At 41.1% G+C, this 20,426-nt stretch carries 13 protein-coding genes; 2 read left to right on the top strand and 11 right to left on the bottom strand.

Annotated features, from left to right (window positions below):
• The 6 genes from HT714_RS08120 to HT714_RS08095 form a co-directional block, all read right to left on the bottom strand.
• Positions 1 to 6,479, bottom strand: a 6,479-nt coding sequence (locus tag HT714_RS08120; RefSeq protein ID WP_173251767.1) for a YSIRK-type signal peptide-containing protein, incomplete at its 3' end; no start/stop codon positions are given.
• Between the two features lie 595 nt (positions 6,480 to 7,074).
• Positions 7,075 to 8,421 carry an asparagine--tRNA ligase gene (asnS, locus tag HT714_RS08115; RefSeq protein WP_173226802.1) on the bottom strand — a complete coding sequence of 449 codons (1,347 nt, stop codon included), beginning with the start codon at positions 8,419 to 8,421 and terminating at the stop codon, positions 7,075 to 7,077.
• 15 nt (positions 8,422 to 8,436) lie between these two features.
• Positions 8,437 to 8,802, bottom strand: a complete 366-nt coding sequence (locus HT714_RS08110) for a VOC family protein (RefSeq protein WP_173226769.1) — start codon at positions 8,800 to 8,802, stop codon at positions 8,437 to 8,439.
• A complete protein-coding gene (locus HT714_RS08105) occupies positions 8,795 to 9,982 on the bottom strand; it encodes a pyridoxal phosphate-dependent aminotransferase (RefSeq protein ID WP_173226771.1) in 1,188 nt (395 codons plus the stop codon). The genes HT714_RS08110 and HT714_RS08105 overlap by 8 nt, the downstream gene beginning before the upstream one ends.
• Entirely contained in the window at positions 9,979 to 10,467 is a 489-nt protein-coding gene (locus tag HT714_RS08100) for a DUF5590 domain-containing protein (RefSeq protein ID WP_049512551.1), read from the bottom strand. The genes HT714_RS08105 and HT714_RS08100 overlap by 4 nt, the downstream gene beginning before the upstream one ends.
• Positions 10,468 to 10,758: 291 nt before the next feature.
• Positions 10,759 to 11,955, bottom strand: coding sequence for an MFS transporter (locus HT714_RS08095; RefSeq protein ID WP_173226773.1), 1,197 nt, complete (start codon positions 11,953 to 11,955; stop codon positions 10,759 to 10,761).
• A 421-nt stretch (positions 11,956 to 12,376) separates the two neighbouring features.
• Between HT714_RS08095 and HT714_RS08090 the strand changes: the two genes are divergently transcribed.
• Positions 12,377 to 12,925, top strand: a complete 549-nt coding sequence (locus HT714_RS08090) for an NADPH-dependent FMN reductase (protein ID WP_173226775.1) — start codon at positions 12,377 to 12,379, stop codon at positions 12,923 to 12,925.
• A gap of 125 nt (positions 12,926 to 13,050) precedes the next feature.
• Here HT714_RS08090 and yaaA read toward each other — a convergent pair whose 3' ends face one another.
• The 5 genes from yaaA to HT714_RS08065 all read right to left on the bottom strand — a co-directional run bounded on the left by yaaA (position 13,051) and on the right by HT714_RS08065 (position 18,918).
• Positions 13,051 to 13,779 carry a peroxide stress protein YaaA gene (gene yaaA / locus HT714_RS08085; protein WP_173226777.1) on the bottom strand — a complete coding sequence of 243 codons (729 nt, stop codon included), beginning with the start codon at positions 13,777 to 13,779 and terminating at the stop codon, positions 13,051 to 13,053.
• 78 nt (positions 13,780 to 13,857) lie between these two features.
• Complete coding sequence (locus HT714_RS08080) at positions 13,858 to 14,022, bottom strand: YczI family protein (protein WP_057487076.1); 165 nt, start codon at positions 14,020 to 14,022, stop codon at positions 13,858 to 13,860.
• Between the two features lie 64 nt (positions 14,023 to 14,086).
• Positions 14,087 to 15,682, bottom strand: a complete 1,596-nt coding sequence (locus HT714_RS08075; RefSeq protein WP_173251765.1) for a hypothetical protein — start codon at positions 15,680 to 15,682, stop codon at positions 14,087 to 14,089.
• Between the two features lie 11 nt (positions 15,683 to 15,693).
• Positions 15,694 to 16,104 carry a peptide deformylase gene (locus tag HT714_RS08070; RefSeq protein WP_173226779.1) on the bottom strand — a complete coding sequence of 137 codons (411 nt, stop codon included), beginning with the start codon at positions 16,102 to 16,104 and terminating at the stop codon, positions 15,694 to 15,696.
• A gap of 117 nt (positions 16,105 to 16,221) precedes the next feature.
• Positions 16,222 to 18,918 (bottom strand): cation-transporting P-type ATPase, encoded by a 2,697-nt coding sequence (locus HT714_RS08065; RefSeq protein WP_173226780.1) that lies wholly within the window; start codon positions 18,916 to 18,918, stop codon positions 16,222 to 16,224.
• Positions 18,919 to 19,221: 303 nt separating this feature from the next.
• On the opposite strand from HT714_RS08065, the gene mntE reads away from it, so the two are divergent.
• Positions 19,222 to 20,406 (top strand): CDF family manganese efflux transporter MntE, encoded by a 1,185-nt coding sequence (mntE, locus tag HT714_RS08060; RefSeq protein ID WP_173226782.1) that lies wholly within the window; start codon positions 19,222 to 19,224, stop codon positions 20,404 to 20,406.
• Positions 20,407 to 20,426 lie beyond the last annotated feature (20 nt).

The raw sequence follows: 20,426 nt of genomic DNA, 5'->3' as shown, positions 1-20,426 counted from the left end.
ACATATTCGTAACCTGGAATTGTTCCCGGTTCTTTAGAACCTGGCTCAGTTGGTTTCAATGGATTTCCATTCTCATCAGTCCAAGTAGTTGTATTTTGCTTACTTGGATTTGGTTGAGGAACAGGTGAAGGTGTTGGAGCTGGTGGTGTTACTTTTTCATAAACATGAACAGTATCTCCATTTGACAGTTTCTTAGTCTCTACGAAGCGGTAGCCTGGAATGTCTTTCTTATCGACTGTTCCCGGTTCACTTGGATAGTTTGGAATCTCTTTGCCTTCTTTATCTTTGAAGAAGGTACTTACTTTTTCGTAGATGTGTTCTGTGTCTCCATTTGACAGTTTCTTAGTTTCTACGAATCTGTATTCTGGAATATCTTTCTTATCGACTGTGCCTGGTTCACTTGGATAGTTTGGAATTTCCTTACCTTCTTTGTCTTTGAAGAAGGTACTTACTTTTTCGTAGATGTGTTTTGTATTTCCTTTTTCATCAATTTCAGTTCTAACAACATTGTATCCTGGAATTTGTTCCGAAGGTTTAGTTCCATCTTTAGGTGGAAGTAAATCTGTTTCTTTGCCATCTTTTTCAATAACTACATATCTAGTATCTGGGCGAACAGTTGGAGTATAAGTTTCAGAAACTACTTTGCCATTGACGTCTTTCACTTGAACTGTTACTCCAGAAGTTTTCCCTACGAAATCTTTTTCTGGTGTAAATTCAACGACTCCATCCTTAAGTACATATGTTCCTTCTCCTGGAACTACAACTTCTTTCACTTCTTTACCAGTTTTATCAACTAATGTCAGAGTAGATTTATCAAGCTCAACTTCTTCATTACCTTTATTAAAGTTTACTGTTGTATTATCCTGATCTGGCGTATCAAATACTACAGGAGATGTTTGAACAGTTCCACGAGCTCCTTCAGTAGCCGATGAAGCACCTGTTGGGGTCACATCTGTTACCGTTGGGGTGTACATTGACTTAGTTGTGATAATTGCTGTAGTCTTATCATCAGAAGTTAAAATCGCTGATTCAACAACTGTCACAGGCGCCGGCGTTCCTACATAAGATGGGACTGGTACAAAGGTTACCTGACCTTTATCGTCTACTGTGTAGGTTCCAACATTCTCTACCACTACTTTACCATCATTATCTGCACCTTCCAATGCATAAGTGCGTGCTGTGATATGACTAGTATCAGAAATAGTATAAGTCAGAGCTTTCCCTTCATCTGTTGATTTTTGGGTATGACCTTGGATGTTTGTCGTTGCAACATCATTTCCTGCAGAGGTTACAGGATTTACTGTTGGAGTATAGGTTGTTTCAGAGGTGATTGTCGCCTGCGATTGATCTGCAGTCTCTAATCTATAAGTAACTTTTACTCCTACACTTGTCTTATTGGCATCACTTGATACATAGCTAGCTACGGGAACAAAGGTTACTTTACCAGTTGTATCAATTGTATAAGTACCAACACCATCTACAGTTTTAGTAGTTGAATCGTTATCCAAAGTATAAGTTGGAGTGACGGTAACACCCGTACCAGCTTCTGGAGCTGTGTAAATTGGCGTACCACTTTGAGTTGAACCTTGAGTTCCAGTAGACGTTGCAGGTTCAGCTGAAGCTTTAACAGGCGTGACGCTTGGAGTGTAGGTTGTTGTTGCTTCAGTTCCATTAGCATCAGTAATACTTACTGTTACAGCATGGGCTTCTCCAGTAAATGTAGCCAGCGGAGTAAAGGTAACAGCAATGGCTCCAGTTTCATCTTTAACAAGCTTATAAGTACCCTGATTCGCTACAGTAACACTACCGTCACCATTAACAGTTCCGTTTTCTGCACCTACTAGCTTCACAGATGTTTTATCTAGTTCGACTGATTTAGACTCACTATTTATAATCGCAGTTCCTTTTGCAAAGTTTACAGTTGTATCATCTGTGTCTGCTGCGTCAAATTTAATAGCAGAAGTTTGAGTTTCGCCTTGAATTCCAGTTGTCTTAGAAGATTCTGCACTTGGTTTCACTCCAACAATCTTAGGAGTATAGATTGTTGTTACTTCAGTTCCATTAGCATCAGCAATTTTCACGGTTACTGGAGTTACATTTCCTGTATAAGTGGCTACCGGGGTGAATTGAACATAAGACTTACCGTCTTCTTTTACGATAGAGTATGTTCCTTGACCAGCTACCGATACTTTACCTTCACCATCAGCTCCTACTAGAGTCAAAGTAGCTTCATTTAAATCAACAGATTTTTCAGTTCCATTTACAATCTCACTACCTTTGCTAAAGTTCAAGGTGTTTACATTTTCATCTTTGGCGTTAAGAACAACTTCAGATTTTTGAACAGCTCCCTGAATACCTGTAGTTGAAGCTTCGCTAGCAGTTGGGGTAACACCTAGAATGTTTGGTGTGTATTCACCACGTTTATCATTTTCTGGTTGCGTACCATTGTTATCTGAAACAACTACTTGGACAGCTTTTACCGCTCCAACATAAGCTTTATTGGTTGGTGTGAATGTCACAAGACCTGTTGACTTGTCAATACCGAAAGTTCCAATCTCATCACCAGCTTTAACATTACCATTATCTGCCGCAGCATAAGCTGGAGTTGTTGCGCCATCCGCTACTTCTGTACCTGTATTATCAAGAAGTTTATAGCTATCAGCCTTCAATGGGACTGTTTTTCTAGCTCCGTTTACTTCTGCAGAACCTGGGGTAAAGGTTGGTTTACCTGTTTGAATTTCCCCTTGAATATCTGTTGAAGATACCTTAGTTCCTTCTGGTTTCACTCCAATAACAGTTGGTGTGTAATCTGCCGTAGATGTTAATGGGTCAACTCCGTCTACTGTCAAGGTCAAAGTCACCTTGGCTGGATTTGGTGTTCCAACAAATGTTGGATTAGGAGTAAAGGTTACTTCACCTGTATCCTTATCGATAGCATAAGTACCTACAGTAGCTCCTGTATTATCTGTAGCATTTGTTGACTCTAAGCTATAAACTTTTGTACCATTTGTGGTAGCAGAAATCTTAGTTTTCTCTGCGTCATCAAAATTGAAGCTTGGAGTTCCTTTCTGAACCGCTCCTTGAATATCGCTAGTAGTTGCAGGCGTTCCTACAATACCAGCTTTAACAGTAATAGTGTAAGTTGTAGTCGCTGTAGAAGTGTTCACTCCGTGATCAGTACCAGCAGTCGTATCTCCTACAGTTGTTCCATCAACCAAGTTTGTATTACTATCTATGACATTGATGGTAACACTATATTTACCAACTTTTGTCAGTTTAAGTTCAGTTGCAGTTGGATAGTTGGCTGCATCTCCAGATGTAGTCTCTGCAAACACAGTGTTGCCATCTGGATCTGTAACAGTAATGCTTGTTACTTTTGTTTTATGACTTCCCTTGAATGTAGACTCTGCAGTACTTGTAGCTAACTTATCATCTTCAGTATCTCTGACACTAACTTTTGCACCAGTAACTACCGCAGGGCGGTCGATTAGGTTAACAGTTGTATTCAAGGTACTCTCGTAAGAATTCGAAGTAGCAGTTGGTTTCGAGTTGATGATAGTAGACGTACTAGTGTTTTCTGCCATAACTCCCTTAACAGTGCCAGTATAACCCGTACTAGTTGTAATCTTCCATGTGTCATCACCAGTCTTATTTGCTGTTACTGTAGACTTATCACTTGCTGTCCATTCATTACTATTTTTATCATAGGTAACAGTAATGTACATACCATTACCTATCTCAGTGTTCGCTGTGTCATCCTTGCTATAAGCTGTCTCAGTTAGAGTAACATCATTAACAGCCGTCACTTTGTTCGCATTGTTGTATGTTCTCTTATATTCGTACAAGTCAAACTTCATGGAGCCATCTGTTTGGGCACGGACTGAAACTTCTCGTTTGGTAATTGTATAATTACCATTGCCATCATTTGACTCTGTTCGCACCTCTGCATCAGAGGCTGCTAATTCATAACGACCTGATGTTGGATTGAGAGTTGCTGTATATTTCGTACCGTTTGTTGCAGAGTTCAACTCCACCTTGGTTCTCATGAGATTAGCCGTTACATCTTCAGTTTTAGCATATGCAGAAATCTTAGAAACCCCTGCTGTTGCCGTCGCTTCTGGTTTTACTGATAGAGAAAATTCAGTCCCTACCGTTCCAACTTCAGCCCCAACAGAAACCGCGGTATTCGTTGTTCCCTCTTGTACAACCCACTTGCCTGCTTTATTGGTTTTTAAAATAGTCTTGGAACCATCTGGTGTTGTAATTTCTGCATAGGTTGCCCCATTTGAAATCTCAACCTGTACGGTGCTGTCATAAGTGCTTATATTCTTTACCGTTACCTTAGGTGCGATGACAAAGGTCAATTCTCCACGACCTTCTTGTGTATCATAATTCCAACTTTGAGTAAAACCACTTGCTTGTTCTGTAAGGTTGTAATCTTTAGCGTAGGCAGTCACATGGTAAATCCCTGCCTTTGTTGGTGTTCCAGAAATCAGTCCCTTCCCATCATAGCCAACAGTTTTACCATCTTCAGCAATAGGAGTAGCCCCTGCGTTTGGTCTATAAGTCAAACCAGGAATGGCAGTATCCACCGTTGCCCCATTTGTTGAGATATTTCCTGAAATTCCAGAAGTCGCATTATTATTATATTCATTACGAACTTGAGTATCCGTACCATTAGCCAAAGTATAGGAAACATTGGCTCTTTCAGTGGTTATACGGGAAGCAGATTCATCTTTGTAATGGATATCTACAGGTGCAATCGCTTCTCCGACGGTTCCCTTATAGACTTTATTATTACTTTCGATAATCGGAGCTGTCGTATCTTGCCAGCCAATCCAACCCCCACGTAAGTTCCGATAAAATGCACGTACACTTGCCTTGGTTTTGGTATTAGTATAAGTTACATAGGTTCGTGTATCATATACCCCGTTGGAACTACCTTCGAGAATCTTGCCTTCAATTGTGTCAGTGGCGGCATTATATTTTAACCCTTTAGGTAAGTTTGTCGGTGAAACATTTGAGATAGTCCAACCATCTGCCTTAGCTTTATCTGTTAGGTCAAAACGATCCTTAATTTTATTGATATAAACGCGGTCTTGACCTTGCTCATAGACATAGTGATAAATGTGGGTAGCTAGATACTCATATCCACCGTTAGCTTGATATTTTGAATTGTTACCACCCGAAATCGTCGAACCGTCTATACGTTTTTTATTTTTCCAAAAATCCGCCTCTACTGCCAAGTCTTCTGCTTGTTCCTTGCTTAAGGGATAATCCATACGTCCAGCATTATTAACACCTTGACCTGCATTCCCCTCATCTTTTTTGGTCTCCGAACGTTGATTAGAATAAACAATAGTTTCTAAAGTGCTGATATCCCCACTTCTTGCTTCGGTAGAAACATCTCCCTGCTTAGCTACAGTAGAGGTAAATGTATAAATATCTGCACCAGTATGATGCTCTTTTGTTGGAGAGTGAGCTATAGTTGTGTAAGTTCCATTCTCATTTGGAGTTGAAATATAGTCGCTAGCTGCCAGAAGCTGACTTCCCTCTTTCATCGCTTGACCATTGCGACTGTCACGACTACCTGAGTTGGAACCTGTTACAAGATTTACAAGGCTGTTGCGTACACGTTTTGCTTCTTGCACACGTTTTTCAAGTTCAGGGATTGTGATATTTGCATCCACAAGGCTTGATTTAATCAGTTGAAGAGTTGCTTTTGCACTTTCTATCACTACAGAATCTGTAGCCAACTTCTCTGCTTGCGGTAAGTAGCGAGCAAGGTCTTCTTGCACTGTTGCCAACTCTGCATTTGCTGCCTCAACTCGTTTTTCAGCTTCAGTTGCTGTTGGGGTAGCTGGTGTTGCTTCTACCTTATTTTCCACTGCAGCTGGTGTTTCTCCAAGAACTTTAGGCATACTTGCAATGATTGAAGCTTGTGAACGACTGGCTTTAGCGATTTTGTTCACTTCTAATTGACTTGCATTTTCTTTGGCAAGGATTCTTTTCGCTTCTTCCAGTACCTTCTCTGCATTTGCAATAGTAGATACCGGAACTTTAGTACGATTGATCTTGGACAAACGTAATTCCAACTCAGAGACTATATCCTTAAGACCAGCCTTATCTGCAACTGTTTCTGCAGAGGAGCTAGTTGCCACTGCTTCGGTATTCTCAGCGCTAGGTTGAGATGAGGCAGTATCTTCACCACCGTCCCTAGTTAGTACTGGCTCTGCACCATAAGTATTGGGTTTAGATGAGCTAGCACCTTGATTAGCACCCTCATCGCCTATGGTCGATGTTGGAGTAGCTGTTGAAGATGTTTCATTAACTCCTTCTACTTCTGTTGCTGATACCGCGCCAGCTCCGAGAAACATCAAACCAGCCGCAATCGCCACTGATGCTGCACCAAAGCTGTACTTACGAATACCGTAACGAATGTACTTCTCCGTTCTAAAATCTTGTTGACCTCTCTTCATGAGATTCAACCTCCTTTATGCATGTTTTTTAATATTGAATTGAAATATACAGACAAACAAAAAGCCCCCCCCCCTTAAATTTTTTAGCAATATTAAGAGGTTATCATTTTAAAAAGGGTTGCCTAATAATTATCAATATCGTTTAATATTGTATCATACGACTATTATTAATTCAAGTTTCATCTCCATATATTTATCGTTTCAATCCAATGTTGCCTTCGATACAATAGAACGTGCACAAGTTTCTAAACACTAACATAAATGTACTAGGATACGAAACTCCATTCTGAACAACTATTAGTATGAGTCTAGTAAAAGACTCAATTTTATAAGAAAAGGAAGTAAATATTTTCACGAAAAGCGCATATAATCAAGATTTTAAATACCCAATAGTATGCGATTTTCTAATTTTTAATACTTTGTATTCAGACTAACTCATTCCGTTTTCTTTATAGCTTGTTTCTATCTATTAACAAAAATGCATTGCCATAATCATACCGTAGAAACTTAACTCCTTTTATAAAAGCTGATAATATTTCCTTTCGCTTCCAGAGATTTCTATGAAAAAAAACGCCACATGGGCGTTTTCCTGTTCTTACGGTTTGATACGGTGCAACATACGTGGGAATGGGATAGCTTCACGGATATGTTTTGTTCCTGCTGCAAAGGTTACCATACGCTCGATACCGATACCAAATCCACCGTGTGGAACTGTACCGTATTTACGAAGGTCAAGGTAGAATTCATACTCTGTACGATCCATGCCAAGTTCATCCATCTTAGCAACTAATGCATCGTAGTCTTCCTCACGCATAGAACCACCGATGATTTCTCCGTAACCTTCTGGAGCAAGCAAGTCTGCACAAAGCACGCGCTCTGGATTTCCAGGAACTGGTTTCATGTAGAAGGCCTTGATGGCTGCTGGGTAGTTCATGACAAATGTTGGCACACCAAAGTGGTTTGAAATCCAAGTTTCATGTGGTGAACCAAAGTCATCTCCATGCTCAAGATGCTCGTAATCAGCGTCTTCATCATTTTCATGCTCTTGCAAGAGGTCAATAGCTTGATCGTAAGTGATACGTTTGAATGGCTCTGCAATGTAGCGTTTCAAGAGTTCTGTATCACGTTCCAAGGTTTCCAAGGCTTGAGGCGCACGGTCAAGAACACCTTGTAGAAGAGCTTTTACATAAGCTTCTTGCAAGTCAAGCGACTCATCATGTGTCAAGTATGAGTACTCTGCGTCCATCATCCAGAACTCAGTCAAGTGACGGCGCGTTTTTGATTTTTCAGCACGGAATACTGGACCAAAGTCAAAGACACGACCAAGTGCCATAGCACCAGCTTCTAGGTAAAGTTGACCTGATTGGCTCAAGTAGGCTGGCGTTCCGAAGTAGTCAGTTTCAAAGAGTTCTGTTGAATCTTCTGCTGCATTTCCTGAAAGAATTGGGCTGTCAAACTTCATGAAACCGTTCTTGTCAAAGAACTCATAAGTTGCATAGATAATAGCGTTACGGATTTGCATCACAGCCACTTGCTTACGAGAGCGTAGCCACAAGTGACGGTTGTCCATCAAGAAGTCTGTTCCGTGTTCTTTTGGTGTGATTGGGTAGTCTTGAGATTCACCGATCACTTCGATGTCTGTAATGTCCAACTCATAACCAAATTTAGAACGTTCGTCCTCTTTGACAATACCTGTCACATAAACAGAAGTTTCTTGGCTCAAGCGTTTGATGACATCAAACTTCTCAAGTCCCACTTCTTCACCATATTTTTCTACAAAGTTTGGTTTAAAGGCTACACCTTGAAAGAAGGCTGTTCCATCACGTAATTGCAAGAAGGCGATTTTCCCTTTTCCTGATTTGTTGGCAACCCAAGCGCCAATCGTCACTTCTTGACCAACATAGTCTTTTACATCAATAATCGTTACACGTTTTGTCATTATTTTTCCTTTTCTTTTTTATTCTTTATGGCAAACCACTTCTATATTGTTCCCATCTGGGTCAATCATAAAAGCAGCATAGTAAATCGGATGCTCACTGCGATAACCAGGAGCCCCATTGTCTCGCCCACCTGCCTCTATGCCAGCCTCATAACAAGCCTGAACCTCTTCCTTATTTTCTGCTAAAAAAGCAAAGTGAATAGGATCTTGTGTCCCCTGAGCCAGCCAAAAATCACCACCAGGATGAGGGCTATTTGGGGCATAAAAACTGATTAGAGAACTAGTCTTAAAAGCTAATTTATAACCCAAAGGAGCGAGAAAACTCCTATAAAATCCTTCTGAAATTTGTAAATCCTTTACCTTAATTTCAAAATGATCAATCATTCTCACTACCCATAAATGCTTTCAAGCGTTTAACTGCTTCTTTAAGCGTGTCTAGGTCTGTCGCATAGCTGAGGCGGACATTTTCTGGTGCTCCAAATCCTGCTCCTGTAATCAAGGCCAGACCAACTTCTTCAAGAATAGCTGTTGTAAAGTCTGTCACATCCGTATAGCCTTTCATCTCCATGGCTTTTTTAACATTTGGAAAGAGATAGAAGGCTCCTTGTGGCTTAACTACTTCAAAACCAGGGACCTCACATAATAGCGGATAAATGGTATTGAGACGTTCTTCAAATGCTTGACGCATAACTTCAACAGAATCCTGTGGTCCAGTTAGGGCTTCGATAGTTGCATATTGTGAAACAGCAGTTAGGTTAGAAGTTGTTTGACCTGTCAATTTGCTCATAGCAGCAATGATTTCTGGATCACCCACTGCATAACCTACCCGCCAACCTGTCATGGCATAAGCTTTTGATACACCGTTAATGACAATGGTTTGCTTGCGAATGGCTTCTGATAGACTAGATATTGGTACGAACTCATTCCCGTTATAGACCAAACGACCATAAATATCATCTGCTAAAATCAGAATGTCATGCTCAACTGCCCAATTTCCGATAGCCAAGAGTTCCTCGCGAGTGTAAATCATACCAGTCGGATTAGATGGCGAATTTAGCACCAAAACCTTGGTTTTGTCTGTGCGAGCTGCTTCCAACTGCTCTACGGTCACCTTAAAGTGATTGTCTTCCTTAGCTTGAACAAAAACTGGAATCCCTTCTGCCATCTTGACCTGATCTCCATAGCTGACCCAATATGGAGTTGGGATGATGACTTCATCACCTGGATTGACCACAGCCATAAAGAAAGTATAGAGTGAGAACTTAGCACCGGTAGCAAATGTGATTTCGTTGGCCGCTACGGAATAACCATAATAACGCTCAAAATAGGTATTGACTGCTGCTTTTAACTCAGGCAAACCTGAAGCTACCGTATAGAAAGAAGCACGTCCATCTCGAATGGCTGCAACAGCTGCATCTTGAATATTTTTGGGAGTATGGAAATCGGGCTGACCTAAAGTTAAGAAAAGTACATCTTTTCCTTCAGCCTTTAACTTCTTTGCTCTTGCATCACTAGCCAGAGTCACACTTTCTTCCATTTCTAAAACACGATTGGATAGTTTCATAGGCCCTCCTTATTGACCAATGCTCCTGTTTCAAAATCTACTAGATAAAAATCAGATCCTGACTTGACTTCCCAGATTGGTTTGTCTTGATAACGGCCAAAGGTAATTTTGTCAATCTCGCCAGCTCCTTTTTCCTTAGAAACGGCTTCCGCTTTTTCTTGTGAAACACCTTGATTTAGCTGATAAACGTAAATCTTATGGTCATCTTTTCCAATCAGGACAGCAAGTGCTTCTTGTTTTTTATTACGACCAAGAACGCTATAATAGGATTCCAAGCCATTGTATAAGTCAACCTGATCAGCCTGCTCTAATCCTGCATACTGCTGAGCTAATTTTTCTCCTTCACTTTTAGCTGTTTGATAAGGTTTCATACTCAGAAACACTAGATACAGAAAGGAAGCACTGATAACCACAAACAAAATCGTCATCCCTAGACCATACTGCCACAGTAGATTATTTTTTGCTTTGTTTTGTCTTTTTTTCACTCGTCTATTTTACCATCTATTAAGCTTTATTACAAGTGAATGCAAGAATACTCTTCGAAAACCTCTTCAAACCACGTCAGCGTCGCCTTACCGTACTCAAGTACAGCTTACGGCTAGCTTCCTAGTTTGCTCTTTGATTTTCATTGAGTATAAGCAACCAATTCTATTTCTTCCTTCAAAGCAAACTGATTTTTCTTAGTTAAAATCGAGTAAGAAAAGTAAAGACAGCTCCAAAATCAACCTATTAAAAAACCTGAGCTTGGCACTCAAGTTTTCAGAAATTATTTTAATCTAGGAAATAATTTTTTCATCCATTCTTTTAGCCAATTTTCCTAAAAAGATAGCCAGTAGAAGACTAATCATGACTAAAAAGAATCCTAGATAAAGAAATGTTACTACAAAGCCTAAATGGTCAATCAACCACCCTGTCAGTGGGAAGAAGACAATCATACTAAGGCTAAACATCATAGAGTAAACACTCAGCATGGTTGCCCTTACTTCACTTGGGAGCCGCTCTTGCAAATCATTGTCAAAAATAGGCTGAAAAAGAGCATATAGAGCATTACTAATCAAATAGACCAAAATATAGATTAGAGGTGTTCCAAAGTAGGACAGCAGGTAGGTAACTCCAGTCAGCAGGACGAGGACAGGGAAAAGTTTCAAGGCAGCATAGTTCTTTCCAATCTTACTCGCTAGATAGACTGCGACGATATTCAAGAGACTACCAAGTAGCATAACTGTTGAAATTTGCCAACTACTTAAATCTGGTAACTGATTTTGATAGTAAAAATAAAACATGCACATGAGTACTCCGACAATCTGAGACAAAATCATCCAGTTGAACAGCATGGGATTTCGCTCCAACTCTTCCTTAACAGTCCAAATAATCTGTCTCATAGTCACACTATCAGCTTTTTCTAGCTTGACACTAGGTTCTTTCAGCATCCAAATCAGGAAAAGAACTATGATAGAAGTCGCAATCATGATATAGTAGGTCAGGTGCAATTGACCATGGACAAAAAATCCCGCCAACACTGTCCCCAAAGACCGAGTTCCTTCTGCTACTCCTGACATAAAACTTGAAATAGATAAGTAACGCTCCTTTAGTCCAGCCTCTACAGCCGAGTCATAGACCATTGCTGCGCTTGTTCCCGAATCAAAATTATAAGACAAGGCACTCACCGCCATTGCTAGTGCATAAATCCAAAAATTTCCCTGCCCAACCAACATAAGAATAGAAGACACAATCCCTGCTATTCGGCTTAAATAAAGGTTGGTCTTATAGGAATAACGATCAGCCAACATTCCAGATGGAATTTCACAGAGAAGACTGGTCGCATGAAAGATACTCTCCAGAAGTCCAATCTGCCAAAGAGACATTCCGTTTTGACTGAGAAAGAGAATCCAAAAACTGGTAATCCCTAAAAATGCAAAAAACTCAACTCCGGCCATCAGGCCAATATTTTTCCGATAATTTCTTATTAACATCTTTTCTCCTTAACAAGTGTATTATTATTTCTTTTGTCCGTCACTTGTTAATCTGTTCCTTACATGATCTCCACCCCTTTTTAGAAGCATTCTTCAATGCCATTATTGTTCCTTTAATAATTTATGAAATGATACCGGAAAATAGCCCTTCTGCGCTTTCTATTGCTAGTTTTCTTGTTTATTTTAGCACTTATGCCATCATATTACAAGAGAATATAGGAATACTTCTATAAGATCAAAGTAAACCGAAACCTAAGTGAAACAGTTCTTACTTTTTCAATCACAAATGACTAGAATTTCAGCAATTTTATAATTTTCAAATAAACTCTGAGCAAATTTCTTGCAAGTCCTTTTGTTTTGTTGTAATATATTTTATAACAACGAGAGAATTCTCGGAAATTTAAGAAAAAGGAGACACATCATGTCTAAAAAAGTATTATTTATCGTCGGATCACTACGCCAAGGTTCTTTCAACCACCAAATGGCCCTCGAAGCTGAGAAAGCACTTGCTGGTAAAGCGGAAGTTAGCTACCTTGATTATTCAGCCCTTCCTCTCTTCAGCCAAGATTTGGAAGTTCCAACTCATCCAGCTGTAGCGGCTGCTCGTGAAGCGGTTCTCGCTGCTGATGCCATCTGGATTTTCTCTCCAGTCTACAACTTCTCTATCCCTGGAACAGTGAAGAACTTGCTTGACTGGCTATCTCGTGCCCTTGACTTGTCTGATACACGCGGCGCTTCTGCCCTTCAAGACAAGTTTGTCACAGTATCATCTGTAGCCAATGCAGGTCACGATCAACTCTTCGCTATCTACAAAGACCTCTTGCCATTTATCCGTACACAAGTCGTTGGTGATTTCACCGCTGCACGTGTTAATGACTCTGCTTGGGCAGACGGAAAATTGGTTCTTGAAGAAACAGTCCTAAACTCACTTAAAAAACAAGCTCAAGACTTGGTTAATGCGATCAAGTAACTAACATAATAAAAGCGAACAAGACTACTTTTCTGACACTCAGAAGACTAGCTTGTTCGCTTTTTTCTCATTTATAAACTAAAATAGCTGATGATACATATTGTCCAATACAAAATATCTGATTTCTATACTTCCTTAACAAAAACCAATTCCTGTGGCTGTGACAAATCTTCTCGGTAGTTAAATCCTGCAAATCTTAAGCGACGAGCTTCTTCCACCGTTTGTACTTGATTTTCTATCAAGGTTGTCAGGAAAGCACCACGCGCCTTCTTGGAAATGGTTGAGTGAATCTTCAGCTGACCACCCTTGTCCTCCATAAATTTGAAGGTCACCATCTTTTCTCTAATTTCCTTAGAAAATACAGTCTCAAATTCTGATGACAAGAGAGAGAAAATCACTTCTTCCTTCTTCAGAGCTTCATCATAAGCTGCCTTCCAATGGCTCTTCAAAGTCTTACCAGCGACTTTTAATTTCATCAAAAAGTCCAAACGGTGAGGTGCCATAGGTGACAAGGCTGGAACAACACCGTACAAGGCCGAGGTAATGAAGACATGATTTTCAAGATAGGCTTGTTCTGCCTCGGTCAGTTTGTCTCTCTTGATGTGACGGTACATAAGCCCATCAAAAAGTTTCAAGGCTGGGTAGTGTTGAGCAGTTTGCCTTTTCAAAGTTTGGATATGTTGAAATTCTTCCGCAGCCTTCTCAGCTGATACCTTGTAAAAACTCTCCAATTGACTAGCAGAATAGAGGGCCAAGGAATCAAGCACAGCCTGACTTTCTGGTTTTAAAGGAGTGGCTTCAATACTTGGCAAATCTGCATTCATTTCTTTTGCTGTTGGGATTAAAATTTTCATATTGATAGTGTAGCATATTTTTTAACCACAACCAAGAAATTCATCTGAAAAACCTCGGTTTGACCGAGGCTTCTCTATTTATTTTGGCCATCCTAACCAGACAGCCACGAGAACAAGGGCTAGCCCAGCTAAGCTTGTTAAGATAGATAAGAATTTATCTTTGTTCTCCTTGAACTGAGAAAAACCTATCTTCAAAGCAAGCAGTCCGAGTAGCATTGAAGCAAGCATCAAATAAAAACCCATTTCTTTGTCCTCCATTAGGCTTAATTTATTTTATTATAACATATATTTCTTAAATAAACCTTTTTTACTGTACTTTAAAGGTCTTGAGATAATTGTCTTTTCCTACTTGACCTTCGAAGGTTTTACCATTTTCAAGATAAGGAAGGTCATCAGATACAGAAGCCTTGACCTTGTAAATCTTGCCGTCAACTTTAAAGAAGTAGACGGTGTCTCCCTTGATAACAGCTGATTTGAGGTCTGCTACCACACCCTTGATGCTTTCTATTGTTGCATTATCAATCTCAAGGTCGTTTTTATTGGCGTACTTGCTGAGCAGCTCTTCCACTGTCGTAGCTACGATAACGTTTTGGTACTCGACTGCATCTACCAGGGCATACTCTTTGACCAAGCCAGCATTGTCCTTCAAGCCCATGATGTAGAGAGGCTTGTCATTGAGGTTGATGAGGATTGGGAAGGTTGCCTTGTAGGATTTCTCCTGAACAGCACCTTCTGCTGATTCACGGGCTGATTCTTCTGTCGCAGAAGCCAAGCTGTACTTAGTTATTTCCCCTGTCCGCATATTTTCAAGGATGAAACCAAGATTACTCTCATCTGCATTGGCCGATGTCACACCTGTGTAGAGATAGATGTCATTGCCGATAGATAAGTAATTATAGCCCTTGGTAGTCTGGGTCACGTTTTTCTTGGAAATCATAGCATTCCAGAAGCCGTCCTTGTACTTGCCGTTGTAGTTAATTTGCTCAATAGTTTCCTCAGCTGGATAGACCCTATCCACCCATTCTGGAACATCTGCCAAGCTGTATTCCTTGGTGTCTCCATTTGTGGCATCCAAGATAATGACTGAAACGGGACGAGGAACTGCAAGTCCAAATTGCTTTTGGTAAACCGTTGCTACATAGAAAGGGTTGCCCTCATCGTCTACCTCGAAAGATGGAGTCTTGAAGATTTTAGTTGGGTACTTCAAGCGCAGGTGACGTTTGACATCGCGGTTAAAATACTCTGAATCTGAATACTTGATTGGTGTCTTCAAGTCTACCAAGTCTGCATTCCCGGTTACCATGTCCACCTTGATATACTCGCCGATTCCCTTGGCTTGATTATTAAACCACTTGATAGGATCTGCGTATTCTAATGGTGTAACTCGATAAGGTTTCCCATCAATCGTCAATTGAGTATAGGTGTCTGCCGCTACGTACTGCGACACCTTATCCGTTAGGGAACCCAAGTAGCGGTCGCCAATTTTTTCAGCAGTACTTCTATCTAAGATAGGAACCTTACTGGTGTCAGTCTTAGGAAATTCAGTAAAGTCTTTTTCCGTAACCGTGACTACATTGGCATAATTTTTAGCCTGAAACATGCTGGAAGTCACCAAAGAAACCAAACCTGCTAAGAGAAGAATTCCTCCAATCGAAGCTAAAAGAACTTTCCCTAACCGATTGATTTTGAAACCCTCAAGATTTAAGGCAGCTTCCGCCTTGCCGTGGCGCACATGAACCGTTTTGACAAGGTTTATCCCCTTACCAAAGCCAAATAAGATTGCCACAACTAACAAATGCCCACAGAGGAAGAAGAGAAATTCCCAGCTGGTCAGGTTAAGGGGCGGTAAAAAGATATACCAGGTCGTTGCGATAAAAATAAGTTCAAAGATTATCCGTTTCATTTGCTTTCCTCCTAAATGATTCGTCCTTCCAAGTGATCCAGTTCATGCTGGCAGATCTGTGCTGGGAAACCTGTTAAAGTAATAGTCTGTTCCTGCCACTTGCTGTCACGATAGGCAACCCTTATGGTTTCATAGCGGGTCGTCGGTCGAACCCCAGCCAAGGACAAACATCCTTCCTCTGTCTCATAAGGTCCTTCAAAGGACAGGAGCACTGGGTTAAACATGACCACAGGAACCAAGCCCAGATTAAAGATAATCACGCGCTTCTTCACCCCAATCATATTGGCAGCCAGACCGACACAGGTCTCACGATTTGCTAAGAGTGTATCCTGCAAATCTCTGGCAAGATACAGATCATCCTGACTTGCCGGTTGAGATACCTGAGATAAAAACAAAATATCTTTTACAATTTTCTTTTCCACTTCCTCACACTCCTCTTGCTTTTTACTATATTATAGCAATTATAGCACAAAAGACAGCAACTGCAAGCCCTTTCCCTCAACTGTAGCAAAAAGCCATCCGAAGATGACTTTTTCTTTTTAAATCGCATTCTTGTCAAAGCCGAGTTTACGTTGGATAAACTTAACAATTTCGACGATGATAATCATTGAGAAGCTTCCAGCCATGACGATTCCCCATTGTGACAAGTCTAGTTTGGTTACGTGGAAGATTCCTTCAAGCGGTTCTACGACGATTGTTGCCATAAGAAGGATGAAGGATACCAAGATGGACCAGTTGAAGGTCTTAGACTTGAATGGACCAACTGTCAAGATGGATTGGTAAACAGATTTCACATTGTAGGCATGGAAGAGCTGAATCAAGCCAAGGGTTGCAAATGCCATAGTAAGGGCATCAGCATGAATGGCATGATTATCACCCACATGTACTGGATAAGCAAGGGCAAGGCCATAAACACTCATAACAAGGGCTGCTTGGAGTACACCTTGATAGATGATAGAACTCAAAACACCACCTGAGAAGAAGCTTGCCTTGCGTCCACGTGGTTTATGGGTCATAACACCTGGCTCCGCAGGTTCAACACCTAGAGCGATAGCTGGGAAGGTATCGGTTACCAGGTTGATCCACAAGAGATGAACTGGCTGCAAGACATCCCAACCAAACAAGGTTGATAGGAAGATAGTTAGTACTTCAGCAGTATTGGCAGAAAGTAGGTACTGAATAGTCTTTTGAATGTTTGAGAAGACCTTACGTCCTTCTTCCACTGCGACGATGATAGTCGCAAAGTTGTCGTCAGCAAGAATCATGTCTGAAGCCCCTTTAGAAACCTCTGTACCTGTGATTCCCATACCGATACCGATGTCTGCTGTTTTCAAAGCCGGAGCATCATTGACACCGTCACCTGTCATGGCAACGACTTTACCTTGTTTTTGCCAAGCCTTGACGATACGAACCTTGTGTTCTGGAGACACACGGGCATAAACAGAGTATTGACCAACTACTTTTTCAAAGTCTTCATCAGATAGTTCGTTGAGCTCAGCACCAGTTAAAACGTGGTCTTCGGTATCGTTTGCGTCAATAATTCCCAAACGTTTAGCAATAGCTTCTGCAGTGTCTTGATGGTCACCCGTAATCATGATTGGACGAATTCCCGCTTCCTTAGCCACACGAACAGCCTCAGCAGCTTCAGGACGTTCAGGGTCAATCATCCCAATCAAACCAGTAAAGATTAAATCATTTTCAAGCTCTTCAGAAGTGAGATTTTCTGGAATGCTATCGATAATCTTATAGGCACCTGCTAGGACACGCAAGGCTTGGTGGGCCATTTCAGAGTTGTTTGTGTGAATGAGGTTTGTAACCTTCTCATCAATCGGAGCAATATCCCCAGCCTTATCACGAAGAAGACAACGTTTCAAGAGTTGGTCTGGCGCACCTTTAACAGCTACGAGGAAGCGTCCATCTGCAAGTGGATGAACTGTTGACATGAGCTTACGTTCAGAATCAAATGGCAACTCAGCCACACGAGGATATTTCTCTAAGAAACCTTTGACATCGTAGCCCTTGTCCAAGACATACTGGATGAAGGCTGTTTCAGTAGGGTCACCAATCAAGTTTCCTTCTACATCAATTTTAGTATCATTTGCCAAGACAACTGAACGAAGCAGGGGCATTTCAAGACCTAGTTCAATGTCATCAGCTGAGTCATGTAGAACCGCATCGTAGAAGACTTTTTCGACGGTCATCTTGTTCATAGTAAGCGTACCAGTCTTGTCAGAAGCGATGATTTCTGTTGAACCAAGAGTTTCTACAGCTGGCAACTTACGAACGATAGAGTTTCGTTTAGCCAAAACTTGAGTACCAAGGGCAAGAACGATAGTTACGATAGCAGGAAGCCCTTCTGGGATAGCTGCAACGGCAAGGGCAACAGAGGTCATCAACTCACCAAGTGGACTTTTCCCTTGAATGAAGACACCCACTACAAAAGTAACAAGGGCAATAACCAAGATAGCATAGGTCAAGACCTTAGAAAGATTGTTCAAGTTTTGTTTGAGTGGTGTATCTGTCTCATCAGCGTCTTGAAGCATACCCGCGATATGACCAACCTCAGTATACATCCCTGTATTGACAACAATACCCATCCCACGACCATAGGTCACGTTAGAGTTTTGGAAGGCCATGTTGACACGGTCACCAATACCAGCATCTGCAGCAAGTTCAACTGTCAAGTCTTTTTCGACTGGCACAGACTCACCTGTAAGAGCTGCTTCTTCAATTTTAAGAGAGTTAGCTTCTAGCAAACGTAAATCTGCTGGTACCACATCACCTGCTTCAAGAGCAACAATATCTCCTGGAACCAATTCTTTAGAGTCAATCTCAGCCATGTGCCCATCACGAAGAACACGGGCTGCTGGACTAGACATGGATTTGAGGGCTTCGATAGCTTCTTCTGCTTTTCCTTCTTGGTAAACACCAAAGGCAGCATTGATGATAACCACGGCTAGAATGATAATGGCATCTGCGATATCTTCCCCACCAGAAGTCACGACTGACAAAATAGCTGCCGCAACTAAAATGATAATCATCAAATCCTTAAACTGCTCGATAAATTTGACCAGTATTGATCGTTTCTCGCCTTCTTCGAGTTCATTGTGGCCAAATTCTGCAAGGCGCTTTTCCGCCTCACTTGATGACAAACCTTTCTCGGTCGCATCTACAGCATTCAAGACCTCTTCAGGACTCTGAGTGTAAAACGCTTGGCGTTTTTGTTCTTTTGACATGTGTCTCCTCCTTGACATTGTGTGCAAAACAGACTCTCTTTCTGTCATATCTTTTCACGACAAACAAAAAGAGACCTGTTAATCATAACAAGTCTCGCTGTTTAAGATAGTGCCGGAAAGCATACTTTTCAGTATAAAATTCGGAATGACGACACTATCACAGGTTTCTGCCAGCTACTCCCTTGAGTAGTACTATTATACCAAATTTTGAAAAGTTTTCAAAGAGTAAAAACTGCCTTATTTGAATTTTCCCTTGAAAACCAGTATAATGGTAGAATGCTATGTGACTAGAAAGGAAGTTGAATGAAGCAATCTATCTCAAATCTCAAGTTAGCTGAGCGTGGGGCCATTATCAGCATTTCAACCTATTTGATCTTGTCTGCAGCCAAATTAGCAACTGGGCACCTCCTCCATTCATCCAGTTTGGTGGCTGATGGTTTTAACAACGTGTCGGACATCATTGGAAATGTGGCCCTCTTGATTGGAATCCGGATGGCACGCCAGCCTGCTGACCGAGACCACCGTTTTGGCCACTGGAAGATTGAAGATTTGGCTAGCTTGGTCACTTCTATCATCATGTTTTATGTTGGCTTTGATGTACTAAGGGATACCATTCAAAAGATTCTCAGTCGTGAAGAAACAGTCATTGACCCTCTGGGTGCAACTCTAGGAATCATTTCTGCAGCGATTATGTTTCTAGTTTATCTCTACAATACTCGCCTCAGTAAGAAATCCAACTCCAAGGCGCTAAAGGCTGCTGCTAAGGACAATCTTTCTGACGCTGTTACTTCACTTGGTACTACTATTGCTATCCTAGCTAGCAGTTTCAATTATCCCATTGTGGATAAACTGGTTGCTATCATCATCACTTTCTTTATCTTGAAGACTGCCTATGATATCTTCATCGAGTCTTCCTTTAGTCTTTCAGATGGTTTTGACGACCGTTTGCTTGAGGATTATCAAAAGGCCATCATGGAAATTCCCAAAATCAGCAAGGTTAAGTCGCAAAGAGGTCGCACCTACGGTAGCAACATCTACCTGGATATTACGCTAGAGATGAACCCTGACCTGTCTGTTTTTGAAAGCCATGAAATTGCGGATCAGGTCGAGTCTATGCTGGAGGAACGTTTTGGCGTCTTTGATACCGATGTCCATATCGAGCCAGCACCTATCCCTGAAGATGAAATTTTAGACAATGTCTATAAAAAATTGCTTATGCGTGAACAATTGATTGATCAGGGAAATCAACTGGAAGAACTCTTGGCTGACGATTTTGTCTATATTCGTCAAGATGGAGAACAGTTGAATAAAGAGGTCTATAAAGCAGAAAAAGACTTGAATTCAGCTATCAAGGACATCCAAATCACTTCCATCAGTCAAAAGACCAAACTCATCTGCTATGAGTTAGATGGTATCGTCCATACCAGTATCTGGCGCCGCCACGAAACCTGGCAAAATATCTTTCATCAAGAAACCAAAAAAGAATAGAGACATCCTGTCATGAGACG

The organism is Streptococcus sp. 3705, from assembly GCF_013277145.1.
Classification (GTDB): domain Bacteria; phylum Bacillota; class Bacilli; order Lactobacillales; family Streptococcaceae; genus Streptococcus.
Note: the sequence above shows the minus strand (reverse complement) of the source record. Positions and strands in the feature narration are given on the sequence as shown.